Here is a 14583-nt window from a genome sequence, read left to right as displayed (position 1 = left end):
CGGCCGCAAACCCCATCTCACCGCTTTGATTTCACTTCGCTCGCGTAGACGTCGGGCTTGAACCCCACGAGCAGCTTGCTGCCGATCTCCAGCACCGGCCGCTTGATCATCGAAGGCTGCTCGAGCATGAGCGCCAGCGCCTTCTTCTCGTTGAGGCCTTCTTTCTCGGCATCCGGCAGTTTGCGAAAGGTGGTGCCGCCACGGTTGAGCAAGCTTTCCCAGCCGAGCTTGTCGCTCCACTGCTTGAGCTTGTCCTTCGCGATGCCTGCGGCCTTGTAGTCGTGAAACTCGTAAGCCACGCCATGATCATCGAGCCAGGCACGCGCCTTCTTCATGGTGTCGCAGTTCTTGATGCCGTAAATGGTGATGCTCATTGTTGAGGATGTCTCCCGTTCGGTTCGGGCGAGCTGGTGTTCTCGTCTCTGCATGCTTATCCCACCGGCGGGCGCTTCGCCACGCTTAGTACACCGCTACTCCGTCCGTTCCAGGAGATGTCACATGCTTGGCTGGCCTATCCACAATCGGTTGAGCCATCGCGTCACAAGCGAGGGCTGCTCCCGACCTCGCAAGCGCGCAAGCGCCTCCTGATAGGGCCCCACCGTACGCACCCGGTCGGGGAGCAGCGGATAGCTACGCCGCATCCATTTCAACGCGCGGGCAGCGCTGAGCTGCTCGGCCTCGCCGAACGGAAGATCGAATGCGGCGCGCAGTCGCGCCGGCAGCATCTGCGCGGTCAGGGCCCGATACCAGAATGGCGGCCGAACCTTCGTCGGCACGCCCGAGAAGATCTGGCGGACAATGTCCCGAGCCGCCGGAATGACGGTGAGCACATCCGAGTCCAGCATCGCCTCATTGTAGGCGACGAAGGATGCCCAATCGGGGGCCAGGCTGTCGGACGGAATGCCGAACAAGGCCGCATAGAGCCGGGCCTCGGACCAATAGCGTTCGCGCGCATCGTACGACAGCGGCGGCAACACCAGATCATACGCCATCAGCGCGGTCTCGACCAAGGTGGCGTGAACCCAGCGCAGCGCCGCGACGTCATTGGCACAATATGGTGAGCCGGCGGCGAATGGGCCGGCCGCCACGGGCAGAACCCCGACCACGGCCGTATGGCGCTGGTACAATCGGCGCGCCACCGCGAACGCCTGGTCCCGCGTGCCGAAAACCATCGTGAACATCACCTTGAACGTCCTGTGAAAGCGTCCAAGCGGATCGGTGAACACCCGCGATTGATCGGCAATGGCGGCGGCGACCCATGGGTGGGCCAATTGCAGGACGAGCGCGCGGCCGGCGCCGAGAAAGATCGCAGCTTCCCGGTCCACCTGCCAGGTCACGGACGCCGGACCGAATATCCCCTCTCGCGGCCCCGCGGCACTGGCGCGCACGGCGTCGAGCTGACGTTCAACATCCTCAGCGGAGACTGGCATGACGGTTCTTATGTAAGCATGCCCAAAGCGAGTTGCATTGACCTCGACCTAGGTCGCATGGCCTGAATGCCGCCTCAGCGGACTGCCGCATCGAGATTGGGGCAGGCTCACTCACGGCCGCTTCGGAATGTCCAGTCCGCGCTGTACGGCGGGGCGCGCCAATCCCCGCTCGAGCCATGCGGGTACATGGGTGAGGCGATCGAACTCGACCAGCTCGCGCGCGCCGTAAAAGCCGATCAGGTTGCGCACCCAGCCAAGCATGGAGATGTCGGCGATGGTGTACTCATCGTCCATGATCCATTGCCGCCCGCCGAGGCGCTGTTCGATCACGCCGAGCAAGCGCCTCGATTCGTTGACATACCGCTCCAGCGGCCGCTTGTCGGGAATGTCCTTGCCAGCGAATTTATGGAAGAAGCCGAGCTGCCCGAACATTGGCCCGATGCCGCCCATCTGGAAATGCACCCATTGAATGGTCTGCCAGCGGCGCGCCGGATCGCCCGGCAACAGCTTGCCGGTCTTCTCCGCGAGATATTGCAGGATCGCGCCTGACTCGAACAGCGGCAGCGGCTGGCCACCGGGGCCGTTGGGATCAATGATCGCGGGAATTTTGCCGTTGGGATTGAGCGAAAGAAATTCCGCGGTCTTCTGGTCATCCTTGTTGAAATCGACCAGATGCACTTCGTAAGGCAGCCCGATCTCCTCTAGCATGATCGAGACCTTGACGCCGTTCGGCGTCGGAAGCGAATAAAGCTGCAACTGGTCAGGATGCCGCGGCGGCCAGCGTTTGGTGATGGGAAAGGCGGAGAGATCGGACATCGTTTTCCTGGCTCTTGGGTCGGTGGCGCGGCTACGCGGGTCTGGCGCGGCCTTCATAAAGATATGTGTGCGTTCGCGGTCCAGGCAATCGCGGATTTGCCAGCGCCTCGATGCGGAAACCGGCGGCGGTGAGAAGATCGTCCATCTTGCGATTGAGGTGGCAGCCGCCGGCGAAGCGCGACCACAGGGGATCGAGCCGGTCCTGCCACCGTGCGACGCCGGCCTCAGGCGCGCGGCCGTGCTCGACGAACAGCAACGCGCCGCCCGGCTTGAGCACACGGCGCATTTCGGAGAGCGCCCCCAAGGCGTCGGGGATGGTGCACAGGGTCCACGTCGTGACGATGGTATCGAAGCTGCCGGTCTCAACCGGGATCGCCTCCGCCGACGCATCAAGCAACGTGACGGGCAGCGGAGCCGACTGCGCCCGGGCGCGCGCCATCCGCAACAATTCAGGCGACGGCTCGAGCCCGATCACCGATGCGGCGCTCCTGCCATACAGCGGGAAATTCAGTCCCGAGCCGACGCCGATCTCGAGCACCCTGCCCTCCGCCGCGCCGACGATATGACGGCGGAACGGCAAAAGCTGCTTTTGGCTCATCGCCAGATGAGTGAGGCAAGGCACGATATGACGTTGATAGAAGCCCATTGGCGCTTCCCGCTCGCAGCCGGGATGAGTTCAGTCAACCCGGCGCGCTTGTCAGCATCGTGACGGCTGCGGCGGATATGCGCTCACATTTCGAGCCACATGTCAAAGCCGCCAAAGATCATCCGCTTGCCGTCGAAAGGCATGTCGCCTCCCTTCAACCGGGGATCTGCCATGACCTTTGCGTTGATCGCATCGCGCTCCGCCCGGCTGCGGTAGACGATCCAGGAGAAGATCACGATCTCGTCCTCCTTGGCCTGGACGGCGCGGGGAAAGGAGGTCAATTGGCCATAGGGCACGTCGTCGCCGATGCATTCGACATAGGAAATCGCGCCATATTCCTTCCAGACCTCGCCGGCTTTTCGCGCCAGCGCCTTATAGGCTTCAAGGTTGGCTTTCGGCACCGGAACCACAAAACCATCGACATAGGGCATTAAAGACCTCCTTGGGTTTGGTTGCAGCCGAAGGACGATCGTTGGGGCCGCAATCCGACACGCGCGGCAAGCGGCGTTACGTCGCAGCATCGGCGGGGACGTTGCGGCTGCGATGTCCGGCAGCTTTTGCGGCCGGCACTGCGGGTCCCTATCTGTATGCTCAGGTTAGGACCCGTGATGTCGAGCACAACTTATGAATTGATCGAGAAGGCGATGACCGAGCGCAAGCAGGTGCTTTGCCGCTACGAAGGTTTCGTGCGCGAACTCTGTCCGACGATCCTCGGGCACACCAAGGGCCAGGAACGCGTATTCGCTTATCAGTTCGCCGGCGGTGCCAGCCAAGGCTTGCCGCCGGGAGGCGCGTGGAAATGTCTGCGATTGCATAAAATGCGCGACGTCAAACTCCGCAGCGGACATTGGCATACCGGCACAAGCCACAAGAGCCCACAAAAGTGCATCGAGGACGTCGATCTCGACGTTAATCCGCAAAGCCCCTACAATCCCCGTCGGAAGCTGACGCCCTCATCAGGCAAACCCCCGCCTGGAGGCGGAACCTCGCCTTCCTCCGAACAGGGACAAAATTCTGGATATTCAATGCGAAGGAAACGATGAGCCCTGGGGCAAGCCATCCGGAATGCATTCCAGATTTCACAACATCGTGGAAAGTATCACGTCGCCCTCAGGCTCCACCGATCAACCGTACGAAGATGGCCACAAGGTTCTCGTGCTTTACGACCCCTATGATCCCACTCACGTAGAGATCGATTCCATCGACGATCTCTGGCTCGCAACGCTGGTTCTGACTCCGTTTGCGCTGCCCTTCACGCCTATTCCTGCTGTCGTTTTCGTCTTAACGCGCCGTCAAACGGCCTGTTGCCGACCCTCAATAGATGGTGGGCAACTTGACATCGCGACGACAACTGCGGTGAGGCAGCGCGAAGATTGCGAGTACAATGGGGCGAGTAGAAGCCTATGCTGACCGACGCGATCCTGCACATTCTCCACACCCTGGCACAGTGGCGCTTTCTGGCGCTGTTCGCCTGCATCATGCTGTCGCTTGCCGCGCCGTCGCTTCCTCCCTTTCGGCCGCGCGCGGACGGTCAGGCCCGGTTTCGGAGCCTTATCCCCCTCCCCCTCGGCATCGCGCTTGGCATCGGCAACCTGATCTTCGGGCCGGACGTCAGTGCCGTGCTCGTCCATCGTTTCGGCACCCAGGGACAAGCGACTGTCACGGGCTCATACGACACCGGAAATTCCTACAACGATCGCCGGGTGATGGGTTACAAGGTCCTGATCAAGACGGCGGACGAACGCACGATCCAAACCAGTTTCGAGGATGACGACTTCAACGTCTATCCGCCCGCGAACGGCGTCTACTACCCCCAGCCGGGCGATGTGTTCAACGTCAGCTATATCGAAAGCTTCCCTGAGGATTTCATCATCATCAGCAATGACGACAGTCCATGGGCGCACGCCTTGCGCTGCTTCGAGCTGATGTCGGCCGTGCACGAGGCGGACGGCAAGCAACGATTTGCGCCGAAATCGGCGGAGTTCCGGAAATCCTATGAAGATGCCCTCCAGACCGCGCGCGCCGCGGGCTGCGAGGCGGCCGGGAGCGAGTGAGCTCGAAATTGCTCGAGCCGGCGCGCGAGGCTTCCGCGACCGCGGTCCGCAGCCGCATGGCCTGCTCGTTCAAACCCCGATCACCTCCGACATCGGCGCAAGCTTGATGCCCACCGACGATAGCCGCTCGCGCAGGCGCAGCGCCATGGCAACGGCGCCGGGTGTGTCGCCATGGACGCAGACGCTGTCGATCCGGGTCGACAACCGCTTGCCGGAGAGACAGGTGATCTCGCGATCTCCGATCATGCGGATCACCCGCTCCGCTGCTACCTCCGCATCATGAATCACCGCCCCCTCTAGACGGCGCGATACGAGATTGCCGTTATCGGCGTACGCCCGATCGGCATAGATCTCGCGCACGACCGGCAAGCCGAATTTCTCTCCCGCCCGCTCCGTCTCCTGCCCCGGCATCACGACGAAGATCAGGTTTCTGTCGAGCGTGCGGATCGCCCGCGCCACGGCCTCGGCCAGATCGCGATCTTCGGCGGCCATATTGCCGAGCGCGCCATGAGTCTTGACGTGGCTGATCTTGTGGCCGACATCCGCGGCCAGAGCCGTCAAGGCACCGACCTGATAGAGCACGATCTTTTCAATGTCCTCGGGACGCTCGCCCTGGATTGGCCGGCGGCCAAAACCCCAGAGATCGAGAAAGCCGGGATGCGCGCCGGCGCCGACGCCGTTGGCCTTGGCCTCCTTCAGCGTCCGATGCATCACCAGCGGATCGCCGGCATGGAAGCCGCAGGCGATGTTGGCGGACGTGACGATCTTGAGCATTTCGGCGTCATCGCCCAGCGAATAGACGCCGAAACCCTCCCCCATATCGCAATTCATGTCGATCAGCGCCATCGTCTCACCTCGTTCGGGGTATTCCGGCGCGATATAAACATGATGGCGCTTGCTGCGCCACGAGGTTTCCGACCGGGCCGCACGCACGGCACCTATGTCGAAGGCCTGGATAAATTAGCCGTTCAATACTGCTGGATCGCTTCGCGCGTTGCGACGGCGTCCGGCTTGAGGAAATAGGCGGCCCGGATTTCCTCGGCTGCGCGCGCCGACCGGCGGATGCGCAGGAGGTCCTTGCGCGAGACGAGACCGACCAGGCGCATGGTGTCGCGCTCCACGATCGGCACGCGTCCGGCCTCCGCGGCGGCCATCCGGTCGGCAAGCTGCGCGACCGTCTCGTCCGCGTATCCGACGATCAGCGAGTCGTCGGAATGCCGCTCGAACAGCGTCTCGCCGTGCGCATCCTCCTCCGTCCGCCAACGCAAAATATCGGCTCTCGCCACCATGCCGATCACGCGACCGTCGCGGCTCCGGATCGGATAGGATTTGTGCCGCGGCTCCTCCGTCGAGAAAAAGGTGATGGCCTGATCGACGGTCATCTCCGCCGGCAGCGTGTCCACCTCGCGCACCATGACGTCCGACACGCGCAGCAGCTCGAAAGGGTCGATGCTGTACTCGCGCACGACATGTTGCCCGCGGCGCGCGATCTTCTCGGTCAGGATCGAGCGTTTGAGCAGCAGGACGGTCACGGCATAGGCCGCGCCGGTGGCCGCCAGAAGCGGGCCGAGCAGCGCCAGATTGCCGGTCAGCTCCACGGCAAACAGAATGCCGGTCAGCGGCGAGCGCATGGTGCCGCCCATCATCGCCGCCATGGCGATCAGCGCCCAGGCGCCGGCGTCGCCGGGCAAGAATTGGCCTTCCAACCAGCCGAGGCAGCCGCCGAAGATCAGAAGCGGTGCCAGCACGCCGCCGGATGTGCCCGAGGCCAGCGCGATGATCCAGACGATCGACTTCACGAGGAGGATCGTCGCGGCCTCCGCGATCGTCATATGGCTTGCGAGGAGATCGCTGATGACGTCGTAACCGACACTCAGCGCCCGCGGCTCGATGAGGCCGCCGAGTCCGACCGCGAGTCCACCGAGCGCCGGCCACCACATCCAGTGGATCGGCAGCGCACCGAACAGGTCCTCGGCCTTGTACAGCAGGCCCGTCAGCAATCCGGATTGCAGTCCGGCGACCATCCCGACGCCGATCGACGCCGCAAGCCTCCACCAGGACGGGTCGAGCGAGCCTGCGAACGGAAACAGCGCTCCCGATCCAATGACCAGCGGCCGCAGCGCCGCCGACAGCGCGCATGCCGTGATAACAGGAATGAGACTGCGCGGCTTCCATTCGAACAGCAGCAATTCAACGGCCAGGAGAACGGCTGCAATCGGCGTGCCGAAAATCGCGGTCATGCCGGCCGCGGCGCCTGCGACAAGCAGCGTCTTGCGTTCGGCGGCACTGAGGCTGAAACATTGCGCAAACAGCGATCCGATCGCGCCGCCCGTCATGATGATGGGTCCCTCGGCGCCGAACGGCCCGCCCGTGCCGATCGAGATGGCGGAGGACAGGGGTTTGAGCAGCGCGACCTTCGGCGACATCCGGCTCTCACCGATCAGGATGGCCTCGATCGCTTCCGGAATGCCGTGGCCGCGGATCTTCTCCGAGCCGAAACGGGCCATCAGCCCGATGATCAATCCGCCCAGCCCCGGAGCGACCACCATCCACCAATTGGCTTTGGCGCCCGCGAGCGACATGGCGTGCGCATCGACGGTCTGAAACCAGACCAGGTTGGTTACGAGCGCAATGGCCCGCAAGAGGACCCAGGCCGCCGCTATGCCGCCCGCGCCGACGCAAACGGCCATGGCAACCAGCACGAGGACTCGCCGGTCGGTGGTAAAGTCACCCAGCCGCGAAGGGGCGCTGACGGAATGCGAACGATGCAAGACAGCCTCTCTTTGGGCACTGTTTGGGCACGCGCCCGCCGGGCGGAGCCTTGCGGTCCGAAAAATCGCATGGCGAATACATCGCATTACGAACTAATTCAAGATGGGGACTTATGAGCGAGAAGCAGAAGCGGCGAGCCAAAAATGGAGAGCTGGATCAGCGCGACTACGCCACCCTCGCCTCGTTCCGTCGCTCTTTGAGGAAATTTCTGGCGTTCAGCGAGGAAGCGGCTCGAAAGGCCGGCCTCCCGCCGCGACAGCATCAGGCGATCCTGGCAATTCGCGGCCTTGCACCGGATCGCGGCATGTCCGTCCATGAGCTCGCCGAGCACTTGCTGTTGAAGCCGCAGACCACGGTCGAACTGGTCGATCGCCTGGTCGATGCGGGGCTGGTGCGGCGGGAGCGCGACGAGATCGACCGCCGCCGGGTCTTCCTGAGCCTGACCGCAAAAGCCAACAGGATCCTGGAGAAGTTATCGGCCGCGCATCTGGCGCAGACTCGCCGCGACGCGCCCCAACTCATCGAATTGCTCCGGGACGTGGCCCAATATGATGCGGAGTGAGCGGAGAGGAAGCGCGGCTTGTCATGCCGCCAGCGGCGCAACAATCACATTCAGCACGGCCGCCACGTCACGCGGTGCCAGCCGCACCTGCAATCCGCGCTGGCCGCCATTGATGAAGACCAGATCATGCGCCATCGCCTGCTCCTCGATGGCCACTGAAACCTTTCGCATCTGACCGAACGGGCTGATGCCGCCGACCTTGTAACCTGACAACCGCTCCGCCTCCGCAGGCTTCATCATCTGGGCCGACTTGCCGCCAAACGCGGCGGCGAGCTTTTTCATGGACACTTCGCGGTCGGAGGGCACGATCACGCAGACCGGCTTGCCGTCGACCAGTGCCATCAGCGTCTTGAGCACCCGCCCGGGCGCCTCCCCCAGGGCTTCGGCCGCCTGCAAGCCGATCCGGTCGGCATCGGGATCGTAGTCGTAAGCGTGGACCGTAAACGCGATGCCCGCCTGCTCCAGCATTTTCGTCGCGCGCGTCGCCTTGGACATCACGATTTCCTTTTCTTCCGTCCGGACGAATTAGCGCGCCTTGGGACCTTGGAAAACCAATACCTTCATGCCGCGCTGAGACGCGGCAACATATTCCACGAGCCCGGGTTGGCTTCCTCCACGACGCGACATCATTGATGCTTTCCGCGCTTCGACATTTCAACCGAGACCGAAACGTATGGCTGCCGCAATGAGCTATCCAGGATCGGAAGATTGCGGTTGGAATATCTGAGGGTCGCTCGTCGATGTTCGGGGGCTGCCGACTCGCTCGACCTCTCGACTTCCCGCATGCACCGACCATTCAGGACCAAAAGCACGAAACAAATGACGAAGAAAGTAATCGCCCACTTCACGGATGCCCATTTGGGCCAAAAATTGGCGATTGGCGGCGGGATCGCCGGCGACAAAATGCGCTATGATTACGAGCCCGAAGAGCACGAGACCAACTTACGGCTAGTCCTTGATGATATTGAGCAGAAGGGAGTCTCGGAGCTCATTTTTGGTGGCGATATAGGCGCCAGCGAGCATATCCGGACTTTCTTTGAGCTGCTGGGCGCACATGGCTTCACGGCATCTCTTATCCTTGGCAACCACGATGTCTTTGCTGATGTCGCGGAGTACAGGAGTGAGGGCGTCTACGCAGTCGGTGGCAAGATGTGTTATTCCCGCGACGACGGGTCTCTAAAATACGTCTTTCTTGACACGTCCGACAACACTGTCGGCGGCGAACAGCTTGCCTGGCTCGAGCGTGAACTCAAGGGAGCAAGCAAGGTCGCGCTGTTCCTGCATCACCCGATCCTGGACATCGATACGCCAGTGGAGCGAGCGGGCGCGATCTTAAGAGATCGAGATGAACTCAAGATGATTCTCACCCGCACGCGCTGCGACATTTCGACGTTTTGCGGCCATTATCACATGGAGGACGAGGCGTCGGGGCGGCCTTCGCTTTATCTCAAGGGTGCTCGGCCATCAGCTTTCATAGCGGCAGCACGCCCTTGCATCGTTCCGCTCCCGCAAGCTTCAGGTGTCGGAGAGCTGCAGCTGCTCGAGATCGGCAATCAAGCTTGGCCCGGTCGGCTGCCAGCCTAGCCTTTTCCTTGTTTGCTCGCTCGAGGCAGGCATGTCGTGCGCCGCAAACATTGCGAGCCAGCCAAAATAGGCCTGAGCCTCTTCCGGCCGGATGGATTTGACCGGCATCTGCAAGCGTCGGCCGATAGCGTCGGCAATGTCCCGGTGCGAGACGCCTTCTTCCGCGACCGCGTGATATTTTGCGCCCGGCTCTGCCCTTTCGATCGCCAGCCTATAAAGGCGGGCTACGTCGAGGACATGCGCCGCCGGCCAGCGGTTGTACCCATCTCCGATATAGGCGCAGACGCCCTTTTCACGAGCGATCGCGATCGCATAGCTGACGAGGCCCTGCCTGACCGTGTCGTGGACTTGCGGGAGGCGCACCACCGAAACATTGACGCCGTCCGCGGCGACAGAGGCGGCCGCTTCTTCCGAGGCTGCGCGAGGAATCACGTCGGAGCTGATGACCGCTCCATCTTCCCTGGCCGGCTGACCGGGCACGGTATTGGCCATCCCGGTCCCTGAGGTCACGATCAACGGTCGCGCGGAGCCAGCGAGGATCGAGCCGAGCGCCCTGATGACACGTCGATCATCCTCGCAGTTCGCCGCGAATTTCGAGAAGTCGTGGTTGAACGCCAGGTGGATGACGCCGTCCGATCCCGCTGCCCCGTCCTTGAGGCTGTCCAGATCTTCGAGCGATCCCCGATGAACCTCGGCGCCGGCGGCCGTCAGTGCCGCCGCCTTTTCCTCGGAACGACAGAGGCCGAGCACCTCATGGCCGGCCGCGATCAACTCCTTGACGACGGCCGAGCCGATGAATCCGCTGGCGCCGGTAACAAACACGCGCATGAGCAAAATCTCCAGGTTTCATGTTGGAGACAATCTGTGCTCACGCTCTGTTCCCGTAAAGTAGTGAGCTTATAGTGGTATAGTGGCTAACAGGATCGGCCGGTGCATCGCGCACGAGAAGCGGCCACAGCAATGACCCTCGTGTCCTGATAGCAATTCCACTATCGCCGGCAATCAGGTCTTCATGGACACGGCCTCGAACACCGCAGTGAGGATGCCCAAGCGACCCTCGATCAGATTTCGTCCGAGGTTGGCGGCGAGCTGCGCGAAGTCGGGCCCCATCACGACGCCGAGATTTGGCGAAGACGGCGGCCAGGCCGCGCGCAACTGCGCGGCCCAGGCCTTGGCGGCCTCAGTGTCGTCTTGCCACGCCAATGTGCGGAAACCGGCCGTTTCGATCGCCTCGCGCGTCGCTTCCGCCGTTAACAGAAAGCTCGTTTCCGGTGTTCGCGCCCAGGGGACCGGATAGTGCGGCTCGGCTTCGCCGTTTAACACGACGTCGAATGTCGCGAACTTGCCACCCGGCCTCAGAACGCGCCGTATCTCTCGATAGAGCCGCGCCCGGTCAGAGATGTTCATCGCCACATGTTGCAGCAACACGACCTCGAAACGAGCATTGTCAAATGGAAGCTCAAGCGCGCTGGCGGTTTGGAACGATACCTGCTCGCTCTGTCCCGTCCGCTCGGTGAGGTAGCGCGCAGCATCGACGAATGGCTCGCTGAGGTCGACGCCCATGACCCGGCAGCCATAGGTCGCGGCCAGAAAGCGCGCCGGCCCGCCAACCCCGCAGCCGACATCCAGAACCGACATGTTGGCGTTGACCTCAGTCAGCTTCGCGAGCTCGGCGGTCGCAGCAAGCCCGCGAGTGTGAAACTGGTCCAGGGCACCCAGTTGCTGCGGCGTCAATTGCTGATCTTCCGGCCCAAAAGCAGTAAGCGCCATCCTGAGCCGCTCGGTCAGACCAGTCGCCCGATAGTGGTCGCGCACGCCATCAAGAACATCGGCCATTGCAGTGTTTCCCTCAAGACTTCAGAACCTGGCGGCGGACATACGACCGCTTCCCGCGAGCGACTATTCGGGATAATCTCGACAGGCTATGAAGCAGAACTTCACAGTACGGCAGGGCGCGCTCGACGGCGTCGAGGCGTTTTTGAGCGTTGCCCAGCATCGTAGTTTTCGCCGAGCCGCTGCCGAACTCGGCGTCACTCCATCGGCGATGAGTCAGGCGATACGCGCGCTCGAGGCGCGCCTCGGCGCTGCCCTCTTCATACGCACAACGCGCAGTGTCGGCCTGACGGAAGCCGGCGAGCGTTTCCTGTCACGCGCAAAACCGGCATTCGAGGAGCTCGTTGCTGCCAGCGAAATCGCGCGTGAGCTGGGGCAGCGCCCGACCGGACTCTTGCGCCTTGCGGTTCCCCGAGCGGTCGTCCCGCTGATCCTGGAGCCGGTGATCGCCTCTTTCCATCAGACCTATCCCGAGATCGAGGTGGAGATCGCGGCGAGCGAGGAGCTGGTCGATCTCCCGGCCGAAGGCTTCGACGCCGGTATTCGCCTTGGCCAGTTCATCGCGCCCGATATGGTGGCCGTTCGGCTAACGCCGCCGTTCTCATTGGTAGTGGTTGGCAGTCCTGATTATCTGCGCGCGCGGAAACTGCCAGAGCGCGTCGATGATCTGCGCGATCACGCCTGCCTGCGCATGCGCCGCTCGAACGGGTCGATCGCGCCCTGGCCCTTTATCGACGGCAACAAGACGATCGAGGTCATGGTCTCTGGACCACTGATCGCGCACGACTACCCGACGCTTCTCGGAGCAGCAATCCAAGGCCTAGGACTTGCGCAGGTGCCCGGTCCGCTCGCCAGAGCGCCGATTGCTAACGGCCAATTGCAATCGCTGCTGACGTCCTTTGCCGTGACAACGCCAGGCGTTTTTCTCTACTACCCGGGTAAACGTCAGCTCTTACCCAAGCTGCGCGCCTTCATCGATCACATCAAACACCGGAGTGCCGATGTATCGCGCGGCACAGCAACCGCCCGAAGATTGCGCAAGCCCAACCGGGCGAACAGCAAGTGACCCGGAGGCAGCGACGCGCTGCGGTCAGAGCCACTCTCTTTACCTACGGCGAGAGCAGTCGCAGAGCTTCGTGGTAATCATCAAGACGAGGACCTCATGAGCTCCACTACCCGGAAATCAACCGTCGAGGCTCAGCCTCTCATAGCGGTGCGCAATGTCAGGGCAAGCGGTGGCTGGTACGCCGAACTGTTCGGAGCAGACTCGCTTCCAGAACACAGCCATCGTGACGTGTACGACCGGATCTCGTGCTCAGGCAAATTGCTCCTTCAACTGCACGCTTGGGACAAGGAAAACCATCCCAACCTCGTCAACGCAGACGCGGCGCCGCCCGGACACGGTGTCCTGCTGTGGTTCCAGGTGGATGATTTTGACTCGGTTGTGCAACGAGCTCGCGGCTTGGGGACCGAGATTATCGAAGAACCTCACATCAACCCTGCGCCTCAACATAGGGAGATTTGGCTCCGCGATCCCGACGGTTACGTGGTGGTGGTTGCCAGTCCGGACGGTGAATGCGGTTCGTGATCTCCGCAGCCGTGGCGTCAAAACAGACCGATTGAAGGCCGGGAGGCTGCGACAGACGCCGAACACCGTGCGGCCGATCCGTTAGACATTTGCGAACTTGCCGCGCGGAAACAGGACCGCAGGAACCGGCTCACGCCTGCGTAGTTTGGAGGGAAGCGGTTGGGAGTCCGGGACGCCCCGTCGCCGAGCAATGGCTCTGGAAGCTTGATCATGTTGCCACGAACCCGGTCGACGTGCCGTACCAACGAACTCGAAGTCGCTTACGAGGTCTTGGGACCCGCCAAGGGGCGGCCGCTCGTCCTTATCCACGGTTGGCCGGACGATGTTCGTTGTTGGGACAAAACCATCGAGAAGCTCAGCCATCACAACTTCCGCATCTATGCACCTTATCTGCGCGGATCGGGACCGACCCGCTTCTTGCGCGACACCACGATGCGCAGCGGAGCGATTGCGGCGCTCACGCTCGATCTGTCGCAGTTTCTGGATGCTCTGGATCTCAACGACGCCATCGTCGCCGGGTACGACTGGGGTGCGCGCGCCGCCTACGGTGTCGCCGCTTTGTTTCCAGGGCGATTGGCAGGTCTTGTCGCCGCTTCGGCAGGTTATGCGACCGCCGTGCCACCGACCGAAATGCCCTACGATTTGGCGCAAGCGTATTGGTACGAATGGTACGTCGCAACGGGACAAGGCGAACAGGCGTATCGCGCGGATCGCAGGCGGCTCTGCCGCTACCTCTGGGAAAGCTGGTCGCCCGCATGGCCGGGCCGGGATCGCGAATTCGAGGTGATGGCCGCCTCTCTCGACAATCCCGATTGGGCTGAAATCAGCATCCATGCTTACCGCCAGCGTTGGCACGACGCCAGGGGAGCGCCGGAGCATGAAGACGCGGAGCGCCGCTTGGCAGAGGCGCCGAGGATCGAGGTGCCCACGATCATGCTTCAGGGAGCGGAGGATCGAGACAACCTGCCTGTCACCTCGGAGAACAAGGAGCGATATTTCGCCGGCGGCTACGAGCGCCGTCTGCTCAGCGGCGTCGGTCATTTCGTGCCGCGAGAGGCGCCGCAGGCATTTGCCGAAGCCATTCTCGCGATCTCACAGCGGAGACAGTAGAGCACTGCGCCGGTTCGTCCGTTCGACGCAGCCACGGTGCGCGGGATTCGCGTTGCTGACAGGAACGCCAGCGCCCGGGGCAGCCGCAATGAGATCCTCGTGTCTGCATTCACATTCGCGCGGCAATCGGCGGCCTGCTGCCGAATGATGCGAGCGCGACTAGTCTAAAGGCCCTTTTTCTGTAGCGT

The 14583-nt window shown here is 62.6% G+C and carries 17 protein-coding genes; 7 read left to right on the top strand and 10 right to left on the bottom strand.

Annotated features, from left to right (window positions below; genetic code table 11):
• Window positions 1-17: 17 nt before the first annotated feature.
• The 5 genes from F758_RS0121840 to F758_RS0121820 form a co-directional block, all read right to left on the bottom strand.
• Window positions 18-374: an ArsC family reductase gene (locus F758_RS0121840; protein ID WP_024509876.1), complete on the bottom strand. Its 357-nt coding sequence runs from the start codon at window positions 372-374 to the stop codon at window positions 18-20.
• A gap of 120 nt (window positions 375-494) precedes the next feature.
• Window positions 495-1430: an oxygenase MpaB family protein gene (locus F758_RS0121835; protein ID WP_024509875.1), complete on the bottom strand. Its 936-nt coding sequence runs from the start codon at window positions 1428-1430 to the stop codon at window positions 495-497.
• A gap of 111 nt (window positions 1431-1541) precedes the next feature.
• Window positions 1542-2246 (bottom strand): glutathione S-transferase family protein, encoded by a 705-nt coding sequence (locus tag F758_RS0121830; RefSeq protein WP_024509874.1) that lies wholly within the window; start codon window positions 2244-2246, stop codon window positions 1542-1544.
• A 31-nt stretch (window positions 2247-2277) separates the two neighbouring features.
• Window positions 2278-2892 (bottom strand): class I SAM-dependent methyltransferase, encoded by a 615-nt coding sequence (locus tag F758_RS0121825; protein ID WP_024509873.1) that lies wholly within the window; start codon window positions 2890-2892, stop codon window positions 2278-2280.
• Window positions 2893-2975: 83 nt separating this feature from the next.
• Window positions 2976-3323, bottom strand: coding sequence for a DUF1428 domain-containing protein (locus F758_RS0121820; RefSeq protein ID WP_024509872.1), 348 nt, complete (start codon window positions 3321-3323; stop codon window positions 2976-2978).
• A gap of 213 nt (window positions 3324-3536) precedes the next feature.
• Here F758_RS0121820 and F758_RS44315 point away from each other — a divergent pair, with 213 nt between their 5' ends.
• Both F758_RS44315 and F758_RS46580 read left to right on the top strand, forming a co-directional pair.
• A complete protein-coding gene (locus F758_RS44315) occupies window positions 3537-3935 on the top strand; it encodes a hypothetical protein (protein WP_245286546.1) in 399 nt (132 codons plus the stop codon).
• 360 nt (window positions 3936-4295) lie between these two features.
• On the top strand, window positions 4296-4946 hold the full coding sequence (locus F758_RS46580; RefSeq protein WP_024509870.1) for a hypothetical protein: 651 nt from the start codon (window positions 4296-4298) through the stop codon (window positions 4944-4946).
• Window positions 4947-5015: 69 nt separating this feature from the next.
• On the opposite strand, the gene F758_RS0121805 is transcribed toward F758_RS46580, so the two are convergent.
• Window positions 5016-5792 (bottom strand): LamB/YcsF family protein, encoded by a 777-nt coding sequence (locus tag F758_RS0121805; protein WP_024509869.1) that lies wholly within the window; start codon window positions 5790-5792, stop codon window positions 5016-5018.
• A gap of 122 nt (window positions 5793-5914) precedes the next feature.
• Window positions 5915-7717: a chloride channel protein gene (locus F758_RS0121800; protein WP_024509868.1), complete on the bottom strand. Its 1803-nt coding sequence runs from the start codon at window positions 7715-7717 to the stop codon at window positions 5915-5917.
• Between the two features lie 113 nt (window positions 7718-7830).
• Here F758_RS0121800 and F758_RS0121795 point away from each other — a divergent pair, with 113 nt between their 5' ends.
• Entirely contained in the window at window positions 7831-8280 is a 450-nt protein-coding gene (locus F758_RS0121795; protein ID WP_024509867.1) for a MarR family winged helix-turn-helix transcriptional regulator, read from the top strand.
• Window positions 8281-8301: 21 nt separating this feature from the next.
• On the opposite strand, the gene ybaK is transcribed toward F758_RS0121795, so the two are convergent.
• Window positions 8302-8775 carry a Cys-tRNA(Pro) deacylase gene (gene ybaK / locus F758_RS0121790; RefSeq protein WP_024509866.1) on the bottom strand — a complete coding sequence of 158 codons (474 nt, stop codon included), beginning with the start codon at window positions 8773-8775 and terminating at the stop codon, window positions 8302-8304.
• A gap of 324 nt (window positions 8776-9099) precedes the next feature.
• Between ybaK and F758_RS0121785 the strand changes: the two genes are divergently transcribed.
• Window positions 9100-9864, top strand: coding sequence for a metallophosphoesterase family protein (locus F758_RS0121785; RefSeq protein WP_024509865.1), 765 nt, complete (start codon window positions 9100-9102; stop codon window positions 9862-9864).
• Here F758_RS0121785 and F758_RS0121780 read toward each other — a convergent pair.
• Window positions 9796-10692 carry an SDR family oxidoreductase gene (locus tag F758_RS0121780; protein ID WP_024509864.1) on the bottom strand — a complete coding sequence of 299 codons (897 nt, stop codon included), beginning with the start codon at window positions 10690-10692 and terminating at the stop codon, window positions 9796-9798. The two genes, F758_RS0121785 and F758_RS0121780, sit on opposite strands and share 69 nt — an antisense overlap.
• 174 nt (window positions 10693-10866) lie before the next feature.
• On the bottom strand, window positions 10867-11700 hold the full coding sequence (locus F758_RS0121775) for a class I SAM-dependent methyltransferase (protein WP_024509863.1): 834 nt from the start codon (window positions 11698-11700) through the stop codon (window positions 10867-10869).
• 88 nt (window positions 11701-11788) lie between these two features.
• Between F758_RS0121775 and F758_RS0121770 the strand changes: the two genes are divergently transcribed.
• From F758_RS0121770 to F758_RS0121760, 3 genes are all read left to right on the top strand, one after another.
• The gene (locus F758_RS0121770) at window positions 11789-12763 is read left to right on the top strand and encodes a LysR family transcriptional regulator (protein WP_024509862.1); all 975 of its coding nucleotides are present in this window, start codon (window positions 11789-11791) and stop codon (window positions 12761-12763) included.
• Window positions 12764-12859: 96 nt separating this feature from the next.
• Window positions 12860-13285, top strand: coding sequence for a VOC family protein (locus F758_RS47965; RefSeq protein WP_084305554.1), 426 nt, complete (start codon window positions 12860-12862; stop codon window positions 13283-13285).
• Window positions 13286-13495: 210 nt separating this feature from the next.
• On the top strand, window positions 13496-14395 hold the full coding sequence (locus tag F758_RS0121760) for an alpha/beta fold hydrolase (RefSeq protein ID WP_051386999.1): 900 nt from the start codon (window positions 13496-13498) through the stop codon (window positions 14393-14395).
• The last annotated feature ends 188 nt before the right edge of the window (window positions 14396-14583 follow it).

Origin of the sequence: Bradyrhizobium sp. ARR65, assembly GCF_000472385.1 — a bacterium.
In the GTDB taxonomy this organism is placed as follows: domain Bacteria; phylum Pseudomonadota; class Alphaproteobacteria; order Rhizobiales; family Xanthobacteraceae; genus Bradyrhizobium.
This window is presented reverse-complemented; position numbering and strand designations above follow the sequence as displayed.

Bases quoted from the DNA above. Each gene is read 5' to 3' on its own strand.
- F758_RS0121840 (WP_024509876.1), bottom strand. From the start codon at position 374: ATGAGCATCACCATTTACGGCATCAAGAACTGCGACACCATGAAGAAG.
- F758_RS0121835 (WP_024509875.1), bottom strand. From the start codon at position 1,430: ATGCCAGTCTCCGCTGAGGATGTTGAACGTCAGCTCGACGCCGTGCGC.
- F758_RS0121830 (WP_024509874.1), bottom strand. From the start codon at position 2,246: ATGTCCGATCTCTCCGCCTTTCCCATCACCAAACGCTGGCCGCCGCGG.
- F758_RS0121825 (WP_024509873.1), bottom strand. From the start codon at position 2,892: ATGGGCTTCTATCAACGTCATATCGTGCCTTGCCTCACTCATCTGGCG.
- F758_RS0121820 (WP_024509872.1), bottom strand. From the start codon at position 3,323: ATGCCCTATGTCGATGGTTTTGTGGTTCCGGTGCCGAAAGCCAACCTT.
- F758_RS44315 (WP_245286546.1), top strand. From the start codon at position 3,537: ATGACCGAGCGCAAGCAGGTGCTTTGCCGCTACGAAGGTTTCGTGCGC.
- F758_RS46580 (WP_024509870.1), top strand. From the start codon at position 4,296: ATGCTGACCGACGCGATCCTGCACATTCTCCACACCCTGGCACAGTGG.
- F758_RS0121805 (WP_024509869.1), bottom strand. From the start codon at position 5,792: ATGGCGCTGATCGACATGAATTGCGATATGGGGGAGGGTTTCGGCGTC.
- F758_RS0121795 (WP_024509867.1), top strand. From the start codon at position 7,831: ATGAGCGAGAAGCAGAAGCGGCGAGCCAAAAATGGAGAGCTGGATCAG.
- ybaK (WP_024509866.1), bottom strand. From the start codon at position 8,775: ATGTCCAAGGCGACGCGCGCGACGAAAATGCTGGAGCAGGCGGGCATC.
- F758_RS0121785 (WP_024509865.1), top strand. From the start codon at position 9,100: ATGACGAAGAAAGTAATCGCCCACTTCACGGATGCCCATTTGGGCCAA.
- F758_RS0121780 (WP_024509864.1), bottom strand. From the start codon at position 10,692: ATGCGCGTGTTTGTTACCGGCGCCAGCGGATTCATCGGCTCGGCCGTC.
- F758_RS0121775 (WP_024509863.1), bottom strand. From the start codon at position 11,700: ATGGCCGATGTTCTTGATGGCGTGCGCGACCACTATCGGGCGACTGGT.
- F758_RS0121770 (WP_024509862.1), top strand. From the start codon at position 11,789: ATGAAGCAGAACTTCACAGTACGGCAGGGCGCGCTCGACGGCGTCGAG.
- F758_RS47965 (WP_084305554.1), top strand. From the start codon at position 12,860: ATGAGCTCCACTACCCGGAAATCAACCGTCGAGGCTCAGCCTCTCATA.
- F758_RS0121760 (WP_051386999.1), top strand. From the start codon at position 13,496: ATGTTGCCACGAACCCGGTCGACGTGCCGTACCAACGAACTCGAAGTC.